The organism is Nocardia veterana NBRC 100344, from assembly GCF_000308855.1.
GTDB classification, from domain to species: Bacteria; Actinomycetota; Actinomycetes; order Mycobacteriales; family Mycobacteriaceae; genus Nocardia; species Nocardia veterana.
The window spans coordinates 1-25,390 of the sequence record NZ_BAGM01000104.1 but is presented as its reverse complement, the minus strand read 5'-3'; the positions used below and the strand labels follow the sequence as shown (position 1 = coordinate 25,390).

The window sequence follows — 25,390 nt, the reverse complement described above, 5'->3', positions numbered from 1 at the left end:
ATGGATTTCGAGCTCACCGATGAACAGGTCATGCTGCGCGATACGGTGCGTGATCTGCTGGCCCGCAGCTACGACCCGGAGAGCCGGCTGAAGGTTCTCGACACCGAACTCGGCTGGAGCCGCGACGTCTGGTCGCAGCTGGCCGAATTGGGTGTGCTGGGGCTGAGTTTCAGCGAGGAGGACGGCGGCGTCGGCGCGGGGCCCGTGGAGACGATGGTCGTCATGGAGGAGATCGGCCGCCGCCTGGCGCCCGAACCGCTACTGGACGCGGTGCTGCTGCCCGGTGGCCTGGTCGCCGCTCTGGGTTCGGCCGAGCAGCGTGGCCGGGTCCTGCCCGAGGTGGCGGCGGGGTCCCGGCTGCTGGCCCTCGCACACGAGGAGGCCGGTACCCGCTGGCCGGACCTCACGGTGGAGACCACCGCCGTAGCCGACGGCGACGGCTATCGCCTGACCGGCGTGAAAGGCCGAGTCCCGCACGGTGATTGCGCCGACGAACTGGTCGTCACCGCCGTCGGTGCGGACGGTACGTTGCGTGCGTTCCTGGTTGCCGCCGACGCCGAGGGGGTCACCCGCACCCCGTACCGCACCTTCGACGAGCGGCGCGGCGCCCAGATCGAATTCGCCTCCGCCCCGGCGGAACTGCTCGGCGACGACGCGGACGCCGGCGCGGCGGTCGCCGCCGCCATCGGCGCGGCACAGGCGAGCCTGTGTGCGGAATCGATCGGCGCGATGGGTGAGGCGCTGCGCCTCACCACCGAATATCTGAAGACCCGTAAGCAGTTCGGCGTCACCCTGTCGAAGTTCCAGACCCTGACTCAGCGGGCCGCGGATATGTACGTATCGCTCGAACTGGCGCGCAGCATGAGCTATTACGCGACGGCCTCGCTGGCCGAAGGCACCGTCGACGCGACGGCCTTGTCCCGGGCCCGGCTGCAGGTGGGCCGCGGAGCCCGGCACATCGGCCAGGAAGCGGTGCAGATGCACGGTGGTATCGGCATCACAACCGAGTATCCGGTCAGTCACTACGTGGCGCGACTGACGGCCGTCGATCAGACCTTCGGCGGGCGGCGCGAACACCTCGGTGTGCTGAGCGGCCGGGTGGGAGAGTACGGCTTGGTCGAACTCTGAGCGCGGTCACCCGACAACCGGGCGGCGGTGGTGCGAACGACGCACCGCCGCCGCCCTTTTCGTGACTTGTGGCTCAGCGGTCGTTGTCGTCCGCGTCGACGGTCGGCGCCGGGTACGGCTCGGTGCTCGGTTCGGAATCGACCGTGTGGGACGGATGGTGCGGCCGGGTCGTCGTGGTGGTCTCGTCCCCGGGCGAACTCGCGGGATACGGGTCGACGGTGGGTGCGGGAATCCGCGGCATCGTCGACGTCGCCTCGGCCGGATAGGGTTCGGTGGTCGCCGTGGTGGTCGCCGTCGTCGACGTGGTCCGCCGGGCGGGAGTGTTGGCGGCGACCCGCCAGGTCGGCGAGGGCGGGATCAGCACCGCGGGCGTGGTCGTCGTCGCGCTGCGGGTCAGTGGGCTCGTCGCCACCTGGAGGTCGGCGGCCAGGGGTGGTGGTGCGACATAGACGTCCTTGTGGCCGATTCCGCAGGCCCCGATCAGCACCAGCCCCAGCGATACCGCTCCGGCGGCCATCGCGGGTCCGGCCACCTTCATGTTCAGGCGGCCCGGGATGTCCTCATCGGCGCGACCCCCCGTGTCCGCCTTGTCGTCCATGGATGTGGTGCTCCCTCAAACAGTTTCCGAGTGGCCTCACAGTAGCCGACGGTCGCTATCGCGGGCCAGGCATGCCGATCGACGGCAAAATACCCGAGAGTAACGTGAAATGCCATCACTTCAAATAACGAAACAATTACTTTCGGCGTGTCGCGGGCACGTGTCGCGTGGAGATTTCGCAACGGCCACGTACCGTGTGAGCGAAGTTACATGTGCGACGCGTGATACTCGCCGGGCGAAACCGACACATCGAAGGTTCCGGTGGGCGTCATCGAGGAGTAGTGATGGGAGCTTATTCGACATCCCCCACGCGCGCGGTGTCGCAGGGTGATTCGGTTACCGCCGGATCCGGGCGCACCGCCTGGTCGATCACATCCCGCATCGCGGCCTGGTTGATCTTCCTCGGCGGGTTGGTCGGGGCGGTGCTCGGCATCGCGGGCCTTCGCGTCGAAATCACCGTTGCCGGACTGATTCTCGCCTGTACGGCCGGGCTGGTCCTGCTGAAACTGCGCGCCGACAGCCACGAATCCGTCTGACCGATCCCGCCCGGCGAAAAACCACTGGGCACCACCGTCCCGCGGGGCTTACCGTGGGCCGGTATGAAGGTCGAATCGACCACGGATGCGGCCGAATTCCGCAATCGCGCCGGTCGCTTCCTGGCGCGAGATCCGTTGCGACATACGGTCATCGCCACGATGGCCGACAACTGCGCCGCCGGGCGGGAAGCGGTCTCTCCGCTGTTCCTGTCGGTGCGCAGCGACGACACGGTGATCGGCGTCGCGATGAAGACGCCCGGCTACCGCATCTACCTGGGCGACGTTCCGGACAACGCGCTCGCGGAGCTGGCCGCGGCGTGCTACGACCGTGTTCCGGACAGCGCGGGTGTCGAGGGCGATCCGCGATCCGCCGCCGCCTTCGCCGGGTACTGGCGAACTTGTCCGGCAAGGGCTTTCGCGAGACCGGCGGGACCCGGCTGTACCGGCTCGGGGAACTGCGCCCGCCGACGGTCGCCGGCGGTATTCGGTGCGCGTCCGAGGCTGATCTCGAGCTCTGCGTCGACTGGATGCGACGGATGCGGCGCGACTCCGGAATCGGCATGGCTCCGGAGGCGGTGCCCGCTCGGGTCGAGAACGAACACCTGTGGCTGTGGGAGGACGCCGGCCGGCCGGTCGCTCTCGCCGGCCATCAGATCCGGTCGTTCGGGTGGACGCGGATCGCACCGGTGTACACCCCGCCGCAGTTCCGGTGTCGCGGCTACCGGCGGCTGTCACCGCGGCGGTTCACGGCAGGCGCGCCAGCGGAGACTGCTCCGGCTGGTACGGCGTGTTCTGGGCGGCGGCCAGCCACCAGCGTCCGTCGCGTTCGACCAGCACGTACATGGCGGTCTCGGAGAAGCCGCCGGGATCGGTGGCCTGACGGCGGATCTGCGTGACGACAACGCCGGGCGCCGGGCAGGTCGCCGCGATCACCTCGAATGTGGAGGGCGGCGCCACCCGGCCCGCCATCAGCCGACGATGGATCGAGTTGAGCTGGTCGTAGCCGATCACGGTGGCCCCGAAGGGTGTTCCCCACAGCACGTCCGCGGCGAAGTTGTCGTCGTAGAGGTCGGCGTCGCCGGTCTCGCCGGCCCGCTGCAACTGCGTCGCCAACTCGGTGGCGACGCGATGGGCGTCGGTGCGGTCGGCGTCGTCCAGGATCGGTCGATTCGTCATGATTACCTCCGTATTCCGTTTCCGAACCGAACCTAGGGGCTCAACTTATGTTGAGGTCAAGGGTGGCGACCGGCCGGCCGCCGGTCGCCCGGACCAGGGCGGCGCCCAAGGCTCGGCCCGGATGGGCGGCGGCGGTCCGCGCCCGCCAGGCCACGGTCTGGTCCGGCCGGACCAGCAATGCGCCGGTGGTATCGATAGCCACGGTCTCGCACCAGCTTTCGTCCATAGTCGTGCGACGCAGCGGGACGGGCTGCCCGCAGTCGTGCCAGGGCTGACCGTCCGGCCCGGTGAAGAGCACGAACTCGGTATCCACCAGATCGAGCGTGGAGCGGCCGTCGGGCAGGAAGCGGTGGGGAAGCCGCGTTCCGGGCCGGCCGGTGAGGTCGAGCCGCGCCATCGTGTGCGGACTGCCGTCGTCGACGAAGGCGCCCGCGGGATACCGGGTGCCGAGGATCAGGGCGAGGGGATCGGCCAGCGGTGTGCCGTCGCTGGATTCGTGGGACATGGTGCGCAGATTCGCCGTTCGGATACTGGATTGTTCGGCGATGTACCAGCCGATCGGGCGGCGTTCGGCGTCATAGCTATCCAGTAGGTCGGCCGGGGCGTCACCGCGCAGTACCATCGCCAGTTTCCAGGCCAGATTGTGGCCGTCCGCGATGCCGGTGTTGGCACCGGCCGCGGCATACGGGGGCATGACATGGGCCGCGTCCCCGGCCAGGAACACCCGCCCCGACCGGAATCGGTTCGCGACGAACATGCCCGGCTCCCACCGCAAGACGCTCAGCACCTCGACATCGATATCCGGTACGCCGATCGCTGCGCGGAGCAGATCCGGCCAGTCCTCGGCGGGGCGGTCGACGGCGGCGGAACTGGTGAAGATCCAGCGCTGCGAACCGTCGACGGAGGCGAACGCGCCCGGCGCCCGGTCGTTCTCGATCTGGCAGAGATTGAATTCGCGCCCGCGCACCAGCTCACTCAGATCGGCGCGGAAATAGACGTTCACGGCGCGGCCCAGCGTGCCGCGCCCACCGCGTTCGATTCCCAGTCGCCGCCGGATCGGGCTGTCGGCTCCGTCCGCCGCGATCAGGTACGCGGCTCGTAGGCGTTCGGACCGCGCCGATCCGCGCCGCAGGGTCGCGGTGACGCCCGTGGCGTCGGAGGAGAAGTCGACACATTCGACCCCGAAGCGGATATCGCCACCGCGGTCCGCCGCGAGCTCGCGCAGGACCGGTTCCAGGGTGTCCTGTGCGCACAGGCAGGCCGCCGACGGCGTGATCGCATCCCAGTCCGGTAGGCCACCCGGCAGCGTGAACGGCAAGCGCTCGGCCCGCGCGAGGTCCGGCCCCACCGCCATCGCCTGATGCGCTGACAGACCGCGGGCCGCCTCGGTGACCACCGTCTCGATGCCGAGCTGCCGGAACAGCTCCATGGTCCGGATATTGATCCGCCGCGCCTTGGGCTGCGGGGAAGTGGTGTCGCGGCGTTCGACCAGGACCACCGGTACGTCGTGATGGCGCAGGAACAGGGCGGTGGTCAGCCCGGTCAAGCCGCCGCCGACGATCAGCACCGGTTCCGAGTGTACGTTGTACATCATGTGTACGTTGTACACGGATGGTTGAATTCGGGCAAGGAGGTGTCATGACCGACGAGGCGCCCGGAGCGCTGATCTGGACGTTGCCCGAACCGCCGGGCCGCCCCACCACCAGCCTCAGCCGGGGCGAGATCCTGCGGGCGGCATTGACGATCGCCGACGCCGACGGGGCGCGGGCGCTCACCATGCGCCGCGTCGCCGAGGCCGTGGGAGCGTCCACACCGATGTCGCTGTATCGCTATGTCGGTAGTAAGGACGGCCTGGTCGACCTCATGATCGACGCCGTCTACGGCGAGATCCCCCTGCCGGATGCGCCCGCGTCGCGGGGTTGGCGACCGGCGTTGGAGCGGCTGGCGCTGGATACCTGGGCGGTGATCCGCCGCCATCTGTGGTTCGGCGAACTCGTCCACACCCGCCCGCCGCTGGGCCCGAACGCCCTGCGCTACTTCGATTTCCGCTTCGCGCTCCTGGAACCGCTGGGCCTGTCGGCCGACGAGCTGTCCCTGCTGACCGGCGCGGTCGACGGCCACCTGTTCGGCGCCGCCCTGCAAGCGGCCGAGGAGCAGCGCATGCGCGCTCGCGTCGGCCTCGCCACCGACGATCAACTCGCCGAAGCGGCCAGGCCCCTGGTGGAGCCGATGCTCGGCGACGACCGTTATCCCGCCTTCGCCCGATGGTTCCACGGCCGCACCGGCGCCGGCCCCGCCGACCCCGTGGCCTGGACATTGGGCTGCCTACTCGACGGCATCACCGCGCGCATGGGGCTGAAGAATCCGGATGCGGGCGGCTAGCGGCGGCTCATCACTCCGGGGAAAACGCCCGGTCCTCTTGCGGCACAACCCATTCGAAGGCGCGTGCCTTCGAGCGGGCACCCTCCGCGGCACGGGAGCGGTTGGGCTCGCCCAATTCGGTCAGCAGCCGCTCGGTGAGGCCGACCATCGTCGCCAGGGCCGCCGGGGTGAACCAGTCGGGCCGGGTGGCGAAGAGAAGGTCCTCACTGGCGGTATTGCCGCTGGCACCGGGCGCGAAGGGGCAGCCGCCGAGACCGCCCAGGGAACCGTCCACGGCGGCGGCGCCCGCGGCCAAGGCGGCCAGCGAATTGGCGACGCCCATGCCCCAGGTGTCGTGGCCGTGGAACAGGATGCGCCGCCGCGGAGTTCGAGTTCGCACCGCCGCGACGAGGGCGTGCACCTGCGCGGGATAGGCCTGACCGAGCGTATCGGCGACGACGATATCGGCGGCGCCGTCGGTGCGCGGATCGGCGGCGATCGCCAACACCCGCTCCGGCTCGACCGGGCCGTCGAACGGGCAGGTGAACGACGTTGCCAGGCAGAGCTGAATCGAACCGCCGACCTCCTCGGCCAGGCGGATCGCCTCGGGCATGGCGGCCACGCTGTCTTCCGCTGTGCGGCCGATATTGGCCTGGTTGTGCGCATCCGACACCGACAGGCAGTACTGGAAGTTCCGCACCCCCGCCTCGGCGGCGCGCGCCACCTGCCGGGGCGTGGCGACCCACACCCAACATCGTTGCAGCTCTTCGGGAGTCAGCGCTTCCACCACCGCCAGACTGTTGGCCATGGGTGGCACCAGATCCGGGCGCGCCATCGAACCGATCTCCAGTTCCGGCACGCCCAGCCCGAGCAGGGTCCGAGCGATCTCCACCTTGTGCTCGGTGGGCAGCACCTTGCCGGTCAACTGGAGTCCGTCGCGCAAGGTCACATCCCGCAACCCGCCGGTCGTACCGTCGCTCATCACGCCTCCTGTGTTTTGCGGGGCACCCGCACCCGGTCGGCGTGGTGAGTTGCTGCGCGATGGTGACTCATCACGCCTCCAGGGCCGCTATCTCGGCGTCCGACATTCCCAGTAGTTCCGAGAGCACCTCGCGGGTGTGTTCGCCGAGGTCCGGACCGACGTTGCGGATGGGCAGCGAGTGCTCGCCGATCACGGGGACGATGCCGGTGAAGGCGACCTGTTTGGGTTCGTCCGCACCGACGTCGACCGGGAAATGCTGAATCATGTTGCGCGCCCGGTACTGTTCGTCCACGACGATATCCGCCGCGGTGTAGATCGGCCCGCAGGGAATGCCCGCCTGTTCCAGGATCGCCAACGCTTCCTCGCGGGTGTGCCGTACCGTCCACTCGCCGATCGCGGCATCGAGGCGGTCGCGGTGCCGCCAGCGGCCGGCGTTGTCCTGGAGTTCGGGATCCGCGGCCAGATCCGGCCGGTCGATCACCTGCATGTAGCGCTGGAAGATGGCATCCCCGTTACCACCGATGATGATGCTGGTGCCGTCGGAGCAGGGATAGGCGTTACTCGGCGCGATCCCTTCCATCCGCCCGCCGACGCGCTGCCGATTGATGCCGTAGGCCTCGTAATCGGGCACCAGCGATTCCATCACCGACAGAATGGACTCGTTGAGCGCGACGTCGATGATCCGCTGCGGCAACGGGATTCGCTGTTCCGACCCCCTGCGCTGGAACAGTGCGAGCACCGTGCCGAAGGCGGCGTAGATGCCGGCGATCGAATCACCGATGGAGACCCCCACCCGCACCGGTGGCCGATCCGGGTCGCCGACCAGCTCGCGCAGTCCGCCCACGGCCTCCGCGACCGCCGCGAAGCCCGGCCGCTGGGACAGCGGACCGGTCTGCCCGTAGGCGGAGATCCGGGTGATGACCAGGTCGGGATTGACCTCGTCGAGCACCTCCGGGCCGAGCCCCCATTTCTCCAGCATGCCCGGCCGGAAATTCTCCAGCAGGACATCGCAGTGGCGGATCAGGTCCAGCACGACCGCCCGTCCCGCGTCGGTGCGCAGATCGAGGGTGATCGACTTCTTGTTGCGATTGACGGTGCGATACAGCATCGACGTGTCGCCGCCGTAGAGCCGCCAGTTCCGCAGTTCGTCACCGGTTTTCGGGCGTTCGACCTTGATCACCTCGGCCCCGAAGTCGCCGAGGATACGCCCCGCGGTCGGCGCCGCGATGTAGTTACCCAGCTCCAGCACCCGAACGCCGGCCAGCGGTCGAATCTCCATGCAGAGATTCAACCACCGGCCGGCGGCGACGGTCAGGCCGCCCGGGCGACCTCTTCGACGATCGAGTAGTGCTCGGCGTTGCCGGCGATGCTGGTGCTGGCGCGCCCGTCGACACCGACGGGGATGTCACCGGCGAGCGTGATGCGGGTCAGCTTGCGGTGCTCCGCGCCGTCGTAGTCGTCGATCGCGTAGTGCTGAGTGGCGCGGTTGTCCCAGATCGCGACGTCGCCGAGCGCCCAGTTCCACCGGGTGGTGTGTTCGAGCCGGGTGACGCGATCCTGGAACAGCCGGAACAGGGCATGCGATTCGTTGCCGGACAGACCCACGAACTGCTTCACGAAATGCCCCAGCAGCAGTGCCCGCTCACCCGTTTCCGGATGGACGCGGACCACCGGGTGTTCGGTCTCGTAATAGGTGGACTCGAACTCCTCGCGGTAGGCCTTGGCCCGCTGATTCGGGCGGTCGTCCTGAGTCGCGGCGTAGTCGTACTTGTTGGTGTGCACGGCTCGCAGTCCCTCGGCCAGCCGCTTGAGCGGTTCCGGCAGCGATTCGTAGGCCGCGACGGTCGATGCCCACGTGGTCGAACCGCCGTAGCTCGGCAGGGTCACCGCCCGCAGGATCGATGCCTTCGGAATCCGATCGACGAACGTGACGTCACTGTGCCAGCTGTTGGCGCGGCCGTGCTGCGAATCGATGGCCAGGCTCTTGACGCCCTTGGAGGTGACCGTCGGATGCGGGGTGGTGGGGCTGCCGAGCAGTTCGGCGAATTCGTACTGGCCGTCCTCGGTGAGATGGTGCTGGTCGCGGAAGAAGATCACCTTGTGCTCGTTGAGGGCGGCGCGAATGGCTGCGACCGTCTCCGGAGCCAGATCCCCGCCGAGCCGGACGCCGTCGATCCGTGCGCCGATATGGGTGCCGAGTTTCACCACGGACACGGACTCTGCTGCGTGATCGACTGACATGGAAGGCCTTTCGCTCGAAACTGCTGTGTTCCGAGCACACCACCCGCACCGGCGGCCGACCAGATTTACGGTCAGCGCGATCGCAAAGCCGGCCCGGGCGCCCCGCTCAGCCGACGTGTTCGCGCAGGTAGGCCAGGTCGTCGGCGACTCCCTCGGCCGGGGTCTCCAGCACCACGGGGGCGTCGGCCGTCCGGCAGACCTCGGCGAGCAACTGCGGGTCGATGGTGCCCTCGGCGAAGTTCGCGTGCCGGTCGGCGCCGGAATTGAAATCGTCGCGCGAGGAGTTCAGGTGCACCAGGTCGATGCGGCCGGTGATCGCGCGGATCCGGTCGACGACACCGACCAACTCCTCGCCGCCCGCCCAGGCATGGCAGGTGTCCAGGCAGAAGCCGGCGCCGAAATCGCCGACCGCATCCCACAGCCGGGCGATCGAGTCGAAATGCCGGGCCATCGCGTGGTTGCCGCCCGCGGTGTTCTCGATGAGAATCGGGACCGCGAACCCGCCCTTGTCCTGCTGGCGTTCGAACAGCTTGCGCCAGTTGACGATTCCGGCCTCGATCTCGGCATCGGAACGCACATGGCCGCCGTGCACGACGAGCCCGAACGCGCCCAGATCGGCCGCGGCCTGCGCCTGCTGGGCGACCGCGTTGCGCGAGGGCATGCGCAGCCGGTTGTTCGTACTGGCCACGTTGATCTGATACGACGAGTGCACGACCACGTCGATCGGGCTGGCCTTGATCTCCTCGGCGCGCGGATGCGGCTGCGGTTTGTCCCAGCTCTGCGGGTCCACGACGAACATCTGAATGACATCGGCGCCCAATCGCTCACCGAAGCCGATCGGATCACTGTCTTGGCGGACGTGTGCTCCAATACGCATGGCAGAGAGCGTATCGGTAGCCACCGACACGGGGCGGGACCGGCGTCCGAGCGGCGCAGTGGCCCGCACGGGCCGGGCAGTGGCGGCATCGTCGATCGAGGATTCCGATCTCGGGCGACTGCTATGGTTTCGGTGATTCCGGCACGGGAAGTGGGAGCGGGGCATGCTGGCAAGCGGCGATGTGTTCGCGGGCTACGTCATCGAACGACTGTTGGGCCGCGGTGGTATGGGGCAGGTCTATCTGGCCAAACATCCGCGATTGCCGCGTATGACCGCGTTGAAGCTGCTCAACCGGGAGATGGTCGCCGATCCGGAGATCCGGGCCCGCTTCGAGCGGGAGGCCGATCTGGTCGCTCAGCTCGATCACCCGAAGGTCGTGACGGTCTACGACCGAGGCCTCGAGGACGGTCAGCTCTGGATCTCCATGCAGTACATCGACGGAATCGACGCCGCCAGTGTGGATCCGCAGAAACTGCCCCCCACCCGTGCCGTGCAGATCATCGCGGAAGTGGCCGAGGCGCTCGACTACGCCCACGGCAACGGCGTGATGCACCGCGACGTCAAGCCGGGCAACATGTTGCTGGCCCGGTCCACGGGCGGTAAGGGCGAGCGGGTCTACCTCACCGACTTCGGGATCGCGCGCCTGCGCGACGACGGCGGCCACCTCACCCAGACCGGTACCTTCACCGCGACCCTGGCCTACGCCTCACCCGAGCAACTGACCGGCGCCGCACTGGACGGGCGCTCCGATCAATATTCGCTGGCCTGCAGCCTGTTCTGGTTGTTCACCGGACGCGGCCCGTTCAACGCGCCGAATCCGGCGGCGGTGATCCGCGGTCACCTGCAGGGACCGCCGCCGGCCTTGAGCAGCGTTCGGCCGGGACTGCCCGCGGGCTTGGACGCCGTTCTGCTCAAGGCGATGTCCAAGCGTGCCGCCGACCGTTTCGACACCTGTGCCGACTTCGCCGCCGCGGCTCGCCGTGCGGTGTCGCCGCCGAGCGCGCCCCGGATGCCCACCGCCGCGCCCTACACCGGCCCGGCCGTGCCGACCATCGGACGGCCGGCGACCGGTCCCGGCAATCCGGTCGCTCAGCGCCCGGCCACGGGACCGTCGTCACCGCATGTGCCGCGGCCGCAACCCGCCCCGATGCCGTATCAGGCGGCCGCCCCGCATCAGCCCGCGCCGCAACCACATCCGGCGACCGGGATGCGGCCGATGAATCAGCCGCCCTACGGCGCCTCCGGACAGTTCAACCAGCCCTACGGCTATCACAACCCGCCGCCGATGAATCAGATCCGCCCGGCGCAGGCGCCGAAATCGAATACCGGGGTGATCGTCGCGATCATCGTCGGCGTGGTGGTTCTGCTGTTGATCGTGCTGGTCGTGCTGGCCGCGACGAGCTGAGCCGGGAGCGCCACCACAGATACGGCGTCAGGCACAGGGTGAGCCAGGTCAGGCCGATCGCCCAGCCGGCCAGCACATCGGTGGTCCAGTGCACCCCGAGATATATCCGGGAAACCCCGATCACCAGGGCGAACAGCGCAGCCGCCGGCACGGCCAGGACGCGGGACCGCCGCTGCCCGGCTGAGCAGGCGATCATCGCGGCCACCACGCCGGCCACGGCGGTGCTGCCCAGGGTATGCCCGGAGGGGTACGACGCATTGGTCGCCACGACCAGCTGATCGATCGCCGGCGGGCGGTGGCGGCCGATCGCGGACTTCATGATCGATCCGATCACAGCCGCACCGGCACCGACCGCTGCCGTCGTCAGCAGCGGGGCCCATTGCCGCCGCCAACCGAACCAGGCGCAGGCCGCGAGCGTCAGCGCCGTCATCGCGGCGACGCCACCGAAGTCGGTGAGGCTGCGCACCACCGGATTCAGCCAGGTCAGGCGATGGTCGAGCACCCAGTCCGCGATCGGCCGATCGATGCGTGTACTGCCACCACCGCCGCGCACATCGGCGGTGAGCTGCGCGGCCGCCCCCAGCACGACGGCAAAACCGATGATCGCACCGGCCAGTCGCCACCGCAGCCGGTCGTGCTGCGTCGCGACGACAACACCGACGACGGCGAGCAGGATCGGCACGAGCAGAGCCATGGCCCGAGAATATGTGCCTCGCCTCGGATCGGATGCGCCCACGGTATTGGGGGATATTCCCGATGGCGCGCTCACGGCCGGTTGACCAGACTGGAGACCATGACTGCCGATGCCCTGGGCACCGAACCCGCCGCGACGACCACCCTCGCGGCCCGCGCCACCGACCTGATGAAGCTGTACGGATCCGGAGACACCCAGGTCCGCGCCCTCGACGGGGTTTCGGTCGAGTTCGCCCAGCGCGAGTTCACCGCGATCATGGGCCCGTCCGGATCCGGAAAATCCACCCTCATGCACTGTCTGGCCGGGCTGGACAGTGCCACCTCGGGGACCGTGCGGATCGGCGATACCGATCTGACCGGGCTGTCGGACAAACAGATGACCCGGCTGCGCCGCGATCGCATCGGCTTCGTCTTCCAGGCGTTCAACCTGGTTCCGACGCTGACGGCCCTCGAGAACATCACCCTGCCGCTGGATATCGCGGGTCGCAAGCCGGACCAGCAGTGGCTGGATACGGTGATCGACCGGCTGGGGTTGCGGGATCGCCTCGGGCACCGTCCCAGTGAGTTGTCCGGTGGTCAACAGCAGCGGGTGGCGTGCGCGCGTGCCCTGGTGGGCCGGCCCGACATCATCTTCGGTGACGAACCGACCGGAAACCTCGATTCCCGCTCGTCGGGGGAGGTGCTGTCGATCCTGCGCGCGGCGGTCGACGAATTCGGGCAGACCGTGGTGATCGTGACCCACGAACCGCATGCCGCCTCCTACGCCGACCGCGTGATCTTCCTCGCCGACGGCCGCATCGTCGACGAATTGCGAGACCCGACAGCGGAATCGGTCCTGGACCGAATGAAGTCGCTGGAGGCGTGATGAGTGACAATCGCGCAGCTGCTCATTGCGCCGACCGGGTGCGGGTGTCCCGCATGGCACGGGGCGTGATGAGTGACAATCGCGCAGCTGCTCATTGCGCCGACCGGGTGCGGGTGTCCCGCATGACAGTGGGGGTGTAGGCATGGCCGGATCTCCGATGCGCAAGGTGGTCTTGCGCAATCTGGCCGCGCACAAGCTGCGGCTGGCGTTGACGTTGTTGTCGGTCGTGCTGGGTACCGCGTTCGTGGCGGGCTCGTTCGTGTTCACCGATACCCTGCAGCGCACCTTCGACGGGATCTTCGCCGATCAGGCGCGGGGCGTGGATGTGCGCGTCGAGCCGAAACATGCTCAGTCGCTCGGCGTTCCGAACGATGTCGTGGCGAAGGTGGCCGGCACCGAGGGGGTGCGGGCGGTCGCGCCGGCCGTGCAGGGACCGGTCGTACTGCTGAAGGACGGGCATGCCGTGCAGACCGGCGGCGCCCCGAGCTGGGGTCGCTCGTATCTGCCGCCCGACAGGGCGATCGCCGAACCGGAGCATTTCGTCGCCGGAGTGGCGCCGGTGACACCGGGACAGGTCGCGATCAACTCCGGCGGCGCCGACCGAGCGGGCCTGCACGTGGGCGACAAGGCCAAGGTGCTGATCCCCGCGCGCGGCACGATCGATATGACCGTCAGCGGCATCTACGACGTGTCCTCCGACACCGGCGGATTCATCGGACTGCTGCTCGACGATGCGCAGGCGCGGGAACTGTTCACCGACGGTGAGCACGTCGCCTATGTGGATGTGGCTGCCGCGCCGGGGGTTTCCCCGGACGTGCTGCGCGACCGGATCGCCCGGACGGTCCCGGACTACAAGGTGATGGACGGCGATCAGGTCCGTGCCGATCTGAAGGCGCAGGTGGGCAATGCGCTGAAATTCGTCAACTACTTCCTGCTGGCCTTCGGCGCGATCGCACTGGTGGTCGGCACCTTCATCATCTACAACACCTTCTCGATGATCGTGGCGCAGCGCCTGCGAGAGTTGGCGCTGCTGCGGGCGGTCGGTGCCGGCCGGCGGCAGGTCGGTCTTTCGGTGGTGTCCGAGGCCGTCGTGATCGGTTTGCTCGGGAGTGTGCTGGGCCTGGCCGCCGGGATCGGGCTGGCCTTCGGACTCTCGGCATTGCTCAACGCCTTCGATCTGGGGTTGCCCACCGGCACCATGCAGGTCTTGCCGCGTACGGTGCTGGCCGCGATCGGGATCGGGCTGGTGGTGACGGTGGCCAGCGCGTACGCCCCCGCGCGTCGGGCGGCGAAGATTCCGCCGGTCGAGGCGATGCGCGAGGAGTTCGCCTCGGTGGGTGAATCCTTGCGGGTTCGGACCGTCATCGGCGCGGTGCTGGCGGTGATCGGTGTGATCCTGGTGGTGCTGGGAGCCCGCAACACCGGCGGCAATGCCGCCGCGACGGTCGGCATCGGTGCGGCCGCGATGATTCTCGCCGTGCTGTTCGCCTCGCCGGCACTGTCTCGGCCGGTGGTCGGCGCGCTCGGCCTGCTGGTGCGGCCGTTCGGCGCGATCGGCGCGATGGCCCGCAACAACGCGATCCGCAATCCGCGTCGCACCGCCGCCACGGCGTTCGCGCTCACCCTGGGACTGATGCTGGTCTCGGCGATCGGGATGCTCGGGGCCTCGGCGAAGGCCAGCGTCGGCGAGCTGGTCGACAAGGGTGTGAACGCCGACTACGTCTTGGCCGGACCGCAGATGATCGGTGTCCCGCTCGGTGCCGCGGAGGCCGCGCGATCGGTTCCCGGGGTGTCGGATGTGGTCGCGTTCCGCGGTGTGGCGTTGCGCGTCGGCGACGATCAGGTGACCGGTACGTCGCCGGATGCGCCGATGGCCGGGGTGTTGCGCTACGACATCCGGCAGGGCACCGACAATCTCACCGGCAATTCCCTGCTCGTCTCGGAAACCGAAGCGGGCGACCGGAATTGGCGTGCGGGTCAGCAGGTCGAGGTCACCAGCGTGGACAACAAGAAGTTCCGGGTGACGGTGGCCGGTATCTACGCCGACAGTCAGCTGCTCGGCCCACTGGTGGTGGCGCCGGACCTGTACAACCAGGTGATGCCGGTGGCCTTCCGGACCGATCTGATCGTTCTGGTCAAGGCGGCGCCGGGGGCCGACGTCGCCGCGATGCGCGGCAACCTGGAGAAGGCGACCGCGTCCTACGTGGTGGTGCAGGTGCAGGACCGGGAGGAATTCAAGGGCGCCCAGGGCAAGCAGATCAACATGATGCTCGCGATCCTCTACGGTCTGCTCGCGCTCGCGGTGGTCATCGCGATTCTGGGAATCGTCAACACGCTCGCGCTGTCGGTGGTCGAACGCCGGCGGGAGATCGGCATGTTGCGTGCGGTCGGCATGCAGCGACCGCAGGTGCGACGAACGATCTACCTCGAATCGATGTTGATCGCGGTCTTCGGTGCGGTGGTCGGTGTGGTGCTCGGCCTGGGCCTGGGTGTCGGATTCCTGCGAACCCTGTCCGATCTGGGCTTGAGCACCATCGCGGTGCCGTGGTCGCAGATCGTCGCCATGTTGATCGGCTCGGCGCTGGTGGGTGTGCTTGCGGCACTGTGGCCGGCCGTCCGGGCGGCGCGCACGCCACCGCTGGCGGCGATCGCCGATCTGTGAGTGGGCGCGGCTGGGCGTGTCGGCGCCCAGCCGCGGTCGAGATGTGAATCAGGCGCAGTACTGGCAGACGCCGCCGGCCGGCAGTTGAATGAAGCACTGCGAGCACACCGCCGGGCGCGGTTCGGCGGATTTCTCCTCCTGCGCGACAGTGGTTTTGGTGGCGCTGCGACCGCGACGGCGGGCATCGACCTTCGGCGTCAGCGGCGGTACGCCCACATCGGCGGGCATGTCGGCGCCGTAGTGCTGATAGCACTGCCACCGGGCATAGGCGGCGTGCAGTTCGAGGTCGTCCGGGATCGGCAGGCCGGCGAGTTCGAGCACATATTTGTAGTCGTCGCCGACGGTGTGGTTCTGGCGCACACACAGGGCGGTCAGCGGCGGTTCGCCGGCGGCGTGGCAGCGCCGGGCGACCTTGCGCAGGATCGCGGCCATCCAGGTGCGGGTGGGTGCCTCGGTGTGCACCCCCGAAACCTCCTGAATCCGCTCGGCCAGCTCGTTCACAGTGATGAAATGCCCGTACCCGGTCGCGGTTTCGGCCAGTTCGGCATGGGCGGCCAATGCCCAGGCCACCGCCGCTTCACGAAATGACACCGCAGTGCCGTCTGCTACCCGCCATGCTCCTGCCGTCGTGGCCACGGAATTCTTCAACACGAGTCCAAGTTATCGCGTCGATTTCCGCGCCGGCGCGCGGCCCGCCGATCGCCGCGGACTCTTGCCACCGAGGGCGACGGGCGACCCGGGGAACGCCAGGTGATCGGCCCACCCCGCGGTTCGGGCCCGAGAGTTGCGACTCCGCAACGGCTTTCGCCGAACCGCGGACGGCGTCACCGCCGGCTCGCGTTCGCTCGGGCCCAGGTCGACACATCGCCTCGGTCGAGGGCGACCGCGAGCAGGTCGGGAAACCGGTCCGGGGTGCAGGCGAACGCGGGCACCCCGAGCGCGGCCAGGGCGGCGGCATTCTCGTGGTCGTAGGCCGGTGCTCCCTCGTCCGACAGCGCCAGCAGCACGAGGACCTGGACCCCGGCTTCGGTCATGGTGGCGATCCGGCGCAGCATCTCCTCCCGGATACCGCCCTCGTACAGGTCGGAGATCAGCACGAACAGGGTGTCGGCGGGGCGCGTGATCAACCCGTCGCAGTAGGCGATGGCCCGATTGATGTCGGTGCCGCCGCCGAGTTGGGTGCCGAACAACACATCCACCGGATCCGCCAGCCGGTCGGTGAGATCCACCACGGCGGTGTCGAACACCACGAGTGAGGTCCTCAGCGAGCGCATCGACGCGAGTACCGCGCCGAAGACCGAGGCGTAGACGACGCTGGCCGCCATCGAGCCCGATTGATCGATGGCGAGCACCACCTCGCGACGCACCGCCTGCGCCTTGCGGCCGTAGCCGACCAGCTGCTGCGGCACGACCGTGCGATGCTCCGGCAGATAGTGGGCGAGGTTGCGCCGGATGGTGCGGTCCCAGTCGATATCTCGCAGCGGCGGCCGGGAGACCCGGGCCGCGCGGTTCAGCGCACCGGACACCGCCGCGACGGTACGCGCGGCCAGTCGGCGCTCGATCTCGCGGACCACCTTCGCCACGACGGATCGCGCGGTGGCCCTGGTGGTTTCGGGCATCAGGCGGTTCAGGCTCAGCAGCGTGCCGACGAGCTGGACGTCGGGCTCGACCGCCTCGAGCAGTTCGGGTTCCAGCAGGAGTTCGGTGAGTTGGAGCCGGTCGATGGCATCGCGCTGCATCACCTCGACCACCGAGGACGGGAAGTAGGTGCGGATATCGCCCAGCCAGCGCGCGACCTTCGGGGCCGAACCGCCGAGGCCGGCCGCTCGCTTGTCCGAGGGCGTGTGCTCGTCGGCGTTGTACAGCGCCGACAGCGCTCGATCCATCGCGGCGTCCTCGGGATTCGCCAGTCCGCCCAGGCCGGTTTCGGCGGGTGCGCCGAGCACCAGGCGCCAGCGGCGGGCCTGCGCTTCGTCGGTCGCGAACACCGGCGGTTCCGTGCCGGCCGTCGGCTCGCTGTCCGTTGTCATCTCCGCCTCCGTACGGTTCGGGTCGGTCGCCGCCGCGGGTATCGGTCGAATCATCCTGCGCCCGCCAGGATTTCGCCAGCCGCCGCCAGCGCGAGCAGGCCACGCTCGGGGTCGACCCCGGCGACGTCGCGCGTCGCGACGGTTATCGGGGCGCCGTCGCGAACGGCCTGTGCGATGGCCTGTCGCTCGCCGGATTCGAAGGCGCCGAAGGTGCGGCGCAGCAGCGGCAGGGTGGCGACGAACTGTTCCTCGTCCAGCCCTCGCAACCAGGAATCTATGCGCCGCAACAGATCTCGGTCGTGCACCAGCAGCAGACCCCGTCCGCCGAGGAAGCCGTCGATCCAGGCGGCCTTCTCGGCGGGGCCGTAACCGATGGACAGTGCCGCGGACAGCCGCCGCGCGCCCTCGGCATCGGCGATGATCTCGGCGTCGCACAGCAGTCGGACCGCGCGCCCCACCAACGCCCCGTGCACATCGTCGCGGTCGGCCAGCCGATGCAGCGCCGCCAACCACCTCTCGGTGGCGTGCGGATCGTCACGCGTGGCGATAGCGACGTGCGTGGCGTCGATCAGCGTGCGCAGTTCGGTGGCCGCCTCGGTGTCCAAACCCGTGACGGCCCCGGGCAATCCGGCACAGATACGCACCAGCAGCCCGTCGGCGACCCGGGCGAGAGCGCACACATCGGTGCTGCGCACATCGCCGTACCGCAGGGTGCGGACCAGCCCGGGCAGGGCGGCGAGCAGGTGGGTGACGTCGTGGTCCAGTGCCGCCACCGCTTCCAGGCGGGTGACCAGGCCGTCGACCGCGTCGGCCAGGTCCGCCAGCAGGGCGGTCTCCAACGCGCCGCCGATATCGGCGACGGTGGCGTCCGCGGCTCCCGTCCGGTCGAGCAGCTTCGCCGCGGCGGCGGTGTGCAGCGTGGTACCCCACCGCGAGGCCTCGACGATCGCGACCGACAGGCTCGGGTCCCAGCGCAGCGACCACGATTCGCGGAAGGTTCCGGTGTTGCGGACCTCACCGGTGATCGGTGTGCCCCAATCGATGCCGAGGATGCGCAGCCGGTGCAGCAGATGGGAACGAGCGACGTCGCGGTCCTTGCGCAGGTCGAGATCCAGTTGTTGAGCCAGGGCCTGCTGTTTGAGCCGCAGCCGCCGCGCCTGCGCGCGCAGATCGGCGTCCAGCGGCACGGTCGGGGTGCTGTCCGGCACCGAGCCCAGAGCCTCGCCGACGACGAGTTCGTTACTGACGAACCGCAACATCGTCTCGTCGCCTTCGCACAGCACCGACCGGGTGGCGTCCGTGACCTCGGACAACCCGGGCGCGGGCCGGCCGCGCAGGGCGGCCAATGTTTCCGCCAGCCGGACCGATTCGATGATGTGCGCACTCGACACCGGCAGGTCGTGCGCGCGCAGGGCGCCCGCTACCCGGGTCAGCCAGCGGGCGATCGGCTCCTCGGTATGGGTGAACAGGTGGTGATACCAGCCCGGGGAGGTGATGCCCGCGCCGTACCCGGAGGAGCCGGCCAGCCGGGAGTGCGTCCAGGGCACCCACGTGAGTGCCGTCTTCACCTTGGGCAGGCCCTTGAGCAGCCGGGTGTCCGGTGCGGCTGGTCCGAGTTCCCCCGACAGTGCCGGCGCGTGCCACGCGCCACACACCACCGCGAGCCTTCGGGCGCCCGTTTTCAGGGTTTTGCGCATGATCTGGCGCATGTGCGCTTCCCGCTGCAGCGTGCGCAGATCGATGCGGCGGGGCAGTTCCGGCCCGGTCGGTTCGTCGTCCGGATCGGTGTCGGGGTCGGTGTCGTCGAGCGGCAGTGCCTCGGGTGATCCGTCGGGTTGGTCCGCCTCGACCGCGGCCCGCAGCGCGCCCATCGCCTCGGCGACGGCGTCGAAGATGTCGGTGCCGTCCCCGGTGGGCGCGGCCGCCGATTCGATGACCGCGTCCCACCACCGCTCCGGATCGTCGTATCCGCCGGCGGCGGCCAGTACGGCGAGTGGATCGCCGCGGTCGCCGGGTTCGGCGTCCAGGGCCAGGGTCTGCGTCGCGGGCAGATCGCAGAAATGGACGGGCACCGCGTGTTCGGCCGCGTAGCGCAGCGCCTGCCATTCCGGCGAGAAGACGGCGAAGGGCCAGAATGCCGCCCGGGCCGGATCGTCCGCGGCGTACGCCAGCAATGCCACCGGCGGTTCCATCCCGGCGGCGGCCACATAGGCGACCAGCGGATCGGCGTCGGCCGGACCCTCGATCAGGATGGCGTCCGGCCGGAACCGCTCCAGCGCCCACAGCAGCGATCGCGCCGATCCCGGTCCGTGGTGGCGGATTCCGAAGATCCGGGTCCGCGGTTCGTCGAGGGCGCCGGTGCGGGCGCTCATCCGTGGACCTCACGGCAGGCGCGGTAGAAATCCGCCCAGTCCGGGCGTTCCCGGACGACGGCCTCGAGGTATTCGGTCCACACCACGCCGTCGGCCACCGGATCCTTGATCACCGCGCCCAGCACGGCGCCCGCGATATCGTTCGCGCGCAGGACGCCGTCACCGAAGTGCGCGGCCAGCGCCATCCCGTTGGTGATCACCGAAATCGCCTCGGCGGTCGACAGGGTCCCGGACGGTGATTTGAGTTTGGTCCGGCCGTCGGCGGTGATGCCGGCCCGCAGTTCGCGGAACACTCGAACGACGCGCCGGACCTCCTCCGCCGCGGCCGGGACGGGAGGCAATTCCAGTGCGACGCCGAGCTGTTCGACCCGCCGGGTGACGATCGCGACCTCGTCGTCCTCATCGGCCGGCAACGGCAGAACGACGGTATTGAACCGGCGCCGCAGCGCCGAGGACAGGTCGTTGACGCCTCGGTCGCGATCGTTGGCGGTGGCGATGACATTGAACCCCTTGGCCGCCTGCACCTCGATCCCGAGTTCGGGTACCGGCAGCGTCTTCTCCGACAACACCGTGATCAACGCGTCCTGCACATCGGACGGGATCCGGGTCAGCTCCTCGACGCGGGCGATTGTGCCGGTGCGCATGGCAACCATCACCGGTGACGGCACCAGAGCGCCGTCGCTCGGACCCTCGGCGAGCAACCGGGCATAGTTCCAGCCGTAGCGGATCGCCTCTTCGGCGGTTCCCGAGGTGCCCTGGACGAGCAGCGTGGAGGCGCCGCTGATCGCGGCCGAAAGATGTTCCGACACCCAGGTTTTCGCGGTTCCGGGCACGCCGAGCAGCAACAGCGCGCGATCGGTGGCCAGGGTCGCCACCGCCACTTCCATCAAGCGTCGCGGACCGACGTACTTGGGTGTGATCACGGTGCCGTCGGGCAGGGTGTCGCCGAGCAGATAGGTCACCACCGCCCACGGCGACAGCCGCCACGACGGTGGCCGCGGGCGGTCGTCCACGGCGGCGAGGGCCGTCAGTTCGTCGGCGAACGCCTGTTCGGCGTGCGGGCGCAGCAGGTCGGCGGGCGGATGGTGGATCGTGGTCATGCCAGCTCCTCGAGCATCAGAGTGCGTTGGGTCAGGTCGTCGGCGAGCCGGTCGAAGGCGCTCTGCCAGTACGGATCGGCGCAGCGGCGAGCGGCGACCGCCACCACGCCGGCCGCGCGGACCGGGAAGTTGACGGCGGCGGTGCGCAGCAGCGCGCGGTAGGAAGCGGGGGACAGGCCGGCGGCGCCCGGGCGAGCGGCCGCCAGCTGCGCCCGGTCGAGCAGCAGCCGGACCAGGTGTTCGGCCACCGGGTACGGCCAGGGCCGCGGTAGGCCCGAGACCAGCAGTTCGAGTTCGGCCAACCAGCTGCTGTCCAAACCGCACAGGTAGCGGACCCGGTGATCGAGTGGAAGCAGGGCGAACAACTCCTGGCGCAGGCGCGGATCGGCGCCCAGCGTGGGCGTGGTGGTCAGCACCTCGAACAATGGACCGGCCCAGCGTGGATCGCGTTGTGCGAGTGCGGCTTCCGACCACCCCGCGCAGACCGGCCCGAGGATGTCGTCGGGCAGGCGCAGGGCGGTCGCGGCGGCCGGCGAACCGCACAGTGCCTCCCAGTGCCCCAGTGGGGTCGCGGCCATCAGCCGTCGCAGCCGCTCGGCATCGACATCGGCGCCGCCGTCACGGCGATAGGCCACGGGATCGAGGCGATCGCCCAATCCGTCCCGGCGGGCCGAGTCGTCCAGCTCACGCGGGAGGTGGGCCGTCAGCGCGCCCGAACGCACCGTGACCCAGCGGCCGGCGCGGTCACGCATCCGACCGGCGAAGGCCGAATCCGGTAGTCGGGCCAGCAGATCGGCGGCCGTGCGACGGACCTCCGGCCGGGTGTCGTCGAGCGCGGACTCCAGCAGCGGCTCGTCGCCGGGCCCGATGCCGTCGGCGAGGACTGCCAGCAGTTCGGCCCGTCCACGCGCCGGCTCGCGGTCCCAGGTTTCACTGAGGGCGGTTCGCGCCGCGTCGGCGTCGCGGGCCCGCAGGGCCGCCAACCAGGCACGGCGTTCGGCCGGCCGGCCGTGGGTCCAGACCTGCGGATCGTCGCCGGTGGTGCGCAGCAGGGGCCGCCACCGCGGATGGAGCGCGGCCAGCCATCGTCCTCGGGTGCCGGCCAGGCGCAGCAGCGGATCGCGCAGGGCCGCATGGTTTCTCGCGTGCTCGAGCAGCGCCGCGCACAGCGTGTCGGGCGCTCGCCGATTACCGGGCAGGGCCGCGTCGAACCATTCCGCGAGCATGGGCGAGCCGTCGGCCAGCAGATGCCGCAATCGCTCGGTTGCGGCGCGGGGGAGCTGCTCACGTTCGTCCGGTTGCGCCGGCTCGGGCAGTTCGGCGTGCACCGGTTCCGCACCGCCGCGGTGGTACAGCTCCTGCAGTGCGACCGCCGTCAGCACCGCGTGTTCCGGATGTTCGGCGCGCACCCGCGCGGCGACGGGCGCCGCCAGCGCATTCGGGTCCAGAACGCGCCGCGCGGTACCGAGCAGGGCGACCGGCACCAACGCCGCCGAGGATTCCGGGACGGCGGTCCCCGGGCCGGGCACGTCGACCAGGGATTCGGGTTCCACGTCGACCAGTTCACCGGCCGTCAACGCGGCCAACGGCAGCAGGCCGCCGGCGGTCCACTCACCGACCACCGTCAGCGGACGGCCACCGGACACGCCGATCAGCTGCCAGGGCACCTCGACGGTAGTCGCGATCGGTAACGCGGTTCCGTCCGGTTCGGCCAGATACCATCCGCGCGGACCCGGGGCCGGCACCACTTCCGGCAGCATCATCGGCCATCCGCGCAGCCACGGGTCGGCGCCCAGCGCACGGGCGTGGGCGGCCAGCTGATCGCGGATCGTGGTCGCGGTGGCGCCGAAGGTGGTGAACGGTTCGGGTCCGCCGTGGCGGGCACCCCACAGCGCGCGCAGCGGCATCGCGGCCGGGTAGAAGTGCAGGTCGACATCGATCATGGTGCCGGGAATCGGCAGGTCGCCGGGGAAACTCGCACTGCCGAAATTGTGCTCGACAACCTGGGCCCACCGTTGTGACAGGCGCCCGCGCAGGAGGGTGCGACGGGTGAAAACCCGCTCTTCCTCGGTGATCCGGACGGCGAGGACCTGCCACCGATCGCGTACCGCGGGCTCGGCGGCGCGGACGTCCTCGGCCTTGACGGGGTAACCGATATGCGCGCGGATCCCCTGCGCGAGGGCGGGCGGCATCTCGTCCAGACGGCGGTGCGCGTCGATCAGGAGACGTAGTCGCGCGTACTCGCTGAGCAGGATCGGTGGCCACTGCTCGGCCGCCTCGAGGCGGCGCGGTAGTTGTCGCAGCGCCGCGGCCACCCCCGGGGCTTGGGAATCGACCATGCGGGCGGCGACCCCCTCCAGCGCCGTCTCCGAATGGTCGGACTGGGCGAGCCCGGTGCGGATCTGGTCGCCGAGCCAGATGTCGAGGTCGTCCAATCCGGTGGTGACCCGGGCGCGCCGCTGTTCGATCGTCGACTGCTTGCTGTCGCGGGTGGCGGGTTCGGCCGGTGCCGTGCGCCGGGCGGCCCGCGCCGTCAACCATTCGGTGGCGAAGTCGGCGGGTGCCCCGGCCTCCTCGACCGCGCCCTGTGACCACAGCAGGAGTAGCGCCAGCGCGTGTTTGCAGGGAAATTTCCGGCTCGGGCACGTGCAGCGGTAGGCGGGTCCCGACAGATCCACGATCGTTTGGTAGGGCCGGGCCCCGCTGCCCTTGCAGAGCCCCCAGAGCGCCGCGTCGTGGCGGCCGGTGCTCAGCCATGCCGCGGTCAGTTTCCGGGCGGCGGTCACCGAGGCGGCGTCGGGCGCCAGGGCCAGTACGTTGTCCGCGGTGACCGCGTAGGCCGCGGCCGATGAGATGGTCACGTGATCCCCCGTTCGTTCGGTCCTGGCGGATTTGTACCCGAGCCCACCGACAAGATCGGCGGACACGGCGGGCGCCCCCGCGCCGCCGGCGGTCCGCCTCGGCGCCGGTGTCGTTCGCTCACCGATTGCGGAACGAATTGCCCTGCCGCGGAACGGCATTGCTGTTACCGGACAGGTTGTGCAAGATCGCCGATTCTGGCATTCTGTTCTGTTCGGTTGAACCGAGCCACCCGAATCGGGTGTAACCCGTGGAACTGCCCGGCCGGGACGGCCGAGGGGTGGACATCGGGCGGTTCGGCCGCTCGATGGCCATGCGTCCCGCCCGGGCCGGTTCTCCGGTAGCGTTCGCCACGACGACGTCGTGTGTGAGCGCCAGGAGGGGCTGTGGGGGAAGGGCAGGGGGAGGTCACGCCGCACCTGAGAGAGCTGGTTTCCGCCCGGCTGCACGCGGATTCGACGGTGAGCCCGGATGTTGCGCAGACCGTCCTTGCCGCCCTGGGGGAGGCTCTCGAGCCCGGCGCGGCGATCGAGCGAACCGGAATCTTCCTGAGCGCCATCCGGGTTCGCGGCTTTCGCGGCATCGGGCGGGAAGCGGTGCTGCGGCTCGCTCCGGGGCCGGGCCTGACCCTCGTGGTGGGCCGCAACGGATCCGGTAAGTCGAGTTTCGCCGAGGCCGCCGAACTGGCCCTCACCGGAGCCAACCGGCGCTGGGAGGGACGATCCGCGATCTGGCGCGAGGGCTGGCGGAATATGCACTGCGACAGCACCTCTCGCATCGCGGTGGAGATGGTCGCGCAGGAGTCCGGCGCGATCTCGATCGTACGGGAGTGGGACGAGGGCGACGACCTTTCCGGCGGTCGCTGGACCGAGCGGCGCGTCGGACACGAACCCGATGAATTCCGGGTCGGCGATTGGGCGCGCGCATTCGAGCTGTACCGCCCGTTCCTGTCCTACAGTGAGCTGGGCGCGGTGGTGGACGGCCGACCCAGCGATCTTTTCGACGCCTTGCATCGGCTCCTCGGGCTGGACGACATCAGCGCCGCACTGGACCGGACCCGCACGCGCCGAATCGAATTGGAACGTGCCGCCAAACACTGCCGCGATGGGCGGCAGGACCTGCTCGAGCAACTGCGCGCGGTGGCCGACGACCGCGCGGAGCGGGTGGCCGAGCTGTTGCGCGCGGCCCCACCCGACCTGAACGCGATCAGTCATGAGCTCACCGGCGTCCGGCACGATCCGGGCGGGGTCGCCGCGCTGCAGGCGATCGCCCGGCTGCGGATTCCCGATACCGCGCAGGTCGAGGCCGCCGCGGCCGCTGTCGAGCAGGCCACTGCCGCCCTGATCGACCTGGCCACCGGCGACCTCGAGGCCGAGCTTCGGGTAGTGGATCTGCTGCGCCGCGCCGGCGAGCACGCCGGTGTCGCGGATGCGTGTCCGTGCCCGGTCTGTGGTGCGGGGATGTTGGATACCCGCTGGCGGGAGGCGGCGGCGGCCCGGATCGCC

20 protein-coding genes are annotated in these 25,390 nt (G+C 69.8%); 7 read left to right on the top strand and 13 right to left on the bottom strand.

What is annotated here, in order from left to right; genetic code table 11:
- Positions 1 to 1,128, top strand: a complete 1,128-nt coding sequence (locus ON37_RS20155) for an acyl-CoA dehydrogenase family protein (protein WP_040721455.1) — start codon at positions 1 to 3, stop codon at positions 1,126 to 1,128.
- A 73-nt stretch (positions 1,129 to 1,201) separates the two neighbouring features.
- Here the strand turns inward: ON37_RS20155 and ON37_RS31080 are convergent, their stop codons facing one another.
- Positions 1,202 to 1,726 carry a hypothetical protein gene (locus tag ON37_RS31080; protein ID WP_051031822.1) on the bottom strand — a complete coding sequence of 175 codons (525 nt, stop codon included), beginning with the start codon at positions 1,724 to 1,726 and terminating at the stop codon, positions 1,202 to 1,204.
- A gap of 284 nt (positions 1,727 to 2,010) precedes the next feature.
- Here ON37_RS31080 and ON37_RS20145 point away from each other — a divergent pair, with 284 nt between their 5' ends.
- Complete coding sequence (locus ON37_RS20145; protein ID WP_157171515.1) at positions 2,011 to 2,262, top strand: hypothetical protein; 252 nt, start codon at positions 2,011 to 2,013, stop codon at positions 2,260 to 2,262.
- 744 nt (positions 2,263 to 3,006) lie between these two features.
- Here ON37_RS20145 and ON37_RS20135 read toward each other — a convergent pair.
- On the bottom strand, positions 3,007 to 3,438 hold the full coding sequence (locus tag ON37_RS20135; RefSeq protein WP_040721449.1) for an SgcJ/EcaC family oxidoreductase: 432 nt from the start codon (positions 3,436 to 3,438) through the stop codon (positions 3,007 to 3,009).
- Between the two features lie 40 nt (positions 3,439 to 3,478).
- The gene (locus ON37_RS20130) at positions 3,479 to 5,032 is read right to left on the bottom strand and encodes an FAD-dependent monooxygenase (protein WP_040721485.1); all 1,554 of its coding nucleotides are present in this window, start codon (positions 5,030 to 5,032) and stop codon (positions 3,479 to 3,481) included.
- A gap of 44 nt (positions 5,033 to 5,076) precedes the next feature.
- Between ON37_RS20130 and ON37_RS20125 the strand changes: the two genes are divergently transcribed.
- The gene (locus ON37_RS20125; RefSeq protein ID WP_040721483.1) at positions 5,077 to 5,820 is read left to right on the top strand and encodes a TetR/AcrR family transcriptional regulator; all 744 of its coding nucleotides are present in this window, start codon (positions 5,077 to 5,079) and stop codon (positions 5,818 to 5,820) included.
- Positions 5,821 to 5,830: 10 nt separating this feature from the next.
- Here the strand turns inward: ON37_RS20125 and ON37_RS20120 are convergent, their stop codons facing one another.
- From ON37_RS20120 to ON37_RS20105, 4 genes are all read right to left on the bottom strand, one after another.
- Complete coding sequence (locus tag ON37_RS20120; protein WP_040721447.1) at positions 5,831 to 6,781, bottom strand: hydroxymethylglutaryl-CoA lyase-like TIM-barrel protein; 951 nt, start codon at positions 6,779 to 6,781, stop codon at positions 5,831 to 5,833.
- A 70-nt stretch (positions 6,782 to 6,851) separates the two neighbouring features.
- A complete protein-coding gene (locus ON37_RS20115) occupies positions 6,852 to 8,060 on the bottom strand; it encodes a CaiB/BaiF CoA transferase family protein (RefSeq protein ID WP_040721445.1) in 1,209 nt (402 codons plus the stop codon).
- A gap of 32 nt (positions 8,061 to 8,092) precedes the next feature.
- The gene (locus ON37_RS20110) at positions 8,093 to 9,022 is read right to left on the bottom strand and encodes a TauD/TfdA dioxygenase family protein (RefSeq protein ID WP_040721443.1); all 930 of its coding nucleotides are present in this window, start codon (positions 9,020 to 9,022) and stop codon (positions 8,093 to 8,095) included.
- A 106-nt stretch (positions 9,023 to 9,128) separates the two neighbouring features.
- Positions 9,129 to 9,899 (bottom strand): deoxyribonuclease IV, encoded by a 771-nt coding sequence (locus tag ON37_RS20105; RefSeq protein ID WP_040721441.1) that lies wholly within the window; start codon positions 9,897 to 9,899, stop codon positions 9,129 to 9,131.
- A gap of 163 nt (positions 9,900 to 10,062) precedes the next feature.
- On the opposite strand from ON37_RS20105, the gene ON37_RS20100 reads away from it, so the two are divergent.
- Positions 10,063 to 11,304, top strand: coding sequence for a serine/threonine-protein kinase (locus ON37_RS20100; RefSeq protein WP_040721481.1), 1,242 nt, complete (start codon positions 10,063 to 10,065; stop codon positions 11,302 to 11,304).
- Here ON37_RS20100 and ON37_RS34245 read toward each other — a convergent pair.
- Complete coding sequence (locus ON37_RS34245) at positions 11,243 to 11,998, bottom strand: phosphatase PAP2 family protein (protein ID WP_051031820.1); 756 nt, start codon at positions 11,996 to 11,998, stop codon at positions 11,243 to 11,245. The two genes, ON37_RS20100 and ON37_RS34245, sit on opposite strands and share 62 nt — an antisense overlap.
- Positions 11,999 to 12,097: 99 nt before the next feature.
- Between ON37_RS34245 and ON37_RS20090 the strand changes: the two genes are divergently transcribed.
- Both ON37_RS20090 and ON37_RS20085 read left to right on the top strand, forming a co-directional pair.
- The gene (locus ON37_RS20090; RefSeq protein WP_040721439.1) at positions 12,098 to 12,862 is read left to right on the top strand and encodes an ABC transporter ATP-binding protein; all 765 of its coding nucleotides are present in this window, start codon (positions 12,098 to 12,100) and stop codon (positions 12,860 to 12,862) included.
- Positions 12,863 to 13,004: 142 nt separating this feature from the next.
- On the top strand, positions 13,005 to 15,524 hold the full coding sequence (locus ON37_RS20085; protein ID WP_174362125.1) for an ABC transporter permease: 2,520 nt from the start codon (positions 13,005 to 13,007) through the stop codon (positions 15,522 to 15,524).
- A 48-nt stretch (positions 15,525 to 15,572) separates the two neighbouring features.
- On the opposite strand, the gene ON37_RS20080 is transcribed toward ON37_RS20085, so the two are convergent.
- The 5 genes from ON37_RS20080 to ON37_RS20060 form a co-directional block, all read right to left on the bottom strand.
- A complete protein-coding gene (locus ON37_RS20080; protein WP_245553278.1) occupies positions 15,573 to 16,175 on the bottom strand; it encodes a hypothetical protein in 603 nt (200 codons plus the stop codon).
- Between the two features lie 173 nt (positions 16,176 to 16,348).
- Entirely contained in the window at positions 16,349 to 17,554 is a 1,206-nt protein-coding gene (locus ON37_RS20075; protein WP_083893137.1) for a VWA domain-containing protein, read from the bottom strand.
- A gap of 50 nt (positions 17,555 to 17,604) precedes the next feature.
- On the bottom strand, positions 17,605 to 19,926 hold the full coding sequence (locus tag ON37_RS20070; RefSeq protein WP_040721437.1) for a DUF5682 family protein: 2,322 nt from the start codon (positions 19,924 to 19,926) through the stop codon (positions 17,605 to 17,607).
- Entirely contained in the window at positions 19,923 to 21,026 is a 1,104-nt protein-coding gene (locus ON37_RS20065; protein WP_040721435.1) for an ATP-binding protein, read from the bottom strand. The genes ON37_RS20070 and ON37_RS20065 overlap by 4 nt, the downstream gene beginning before the upstream one ends.
- Positions 21,023 to 23,887, bottom strand: a complete 2,865-nt coding sequence (locus ON37_RS20060) for an SWIM zinc finger family protein (RefSeq protein WP_245553277.1) — start codon at positions 23,885 to 23,887, stop codon at positions 21,023 to 21,025. Before ON37_RS20060 ends, ON37_RS20065 begins: the two co-directional genes overlap by 4 nt.
- Positions 23,888 to 24,271: 384 nt before the next feature.
- On the opposite strand from ON37_RS20060, the gene ON37_RS20050 reads away from it, so the two are divergent.
- Positions 24,272 to 25,390 (top strand): AAA family ATPase (locus ON37_RS20050; protein ID WP_040721469.1); only part of this gene is annotated, 1,119 nt, incomplete at its 3' end.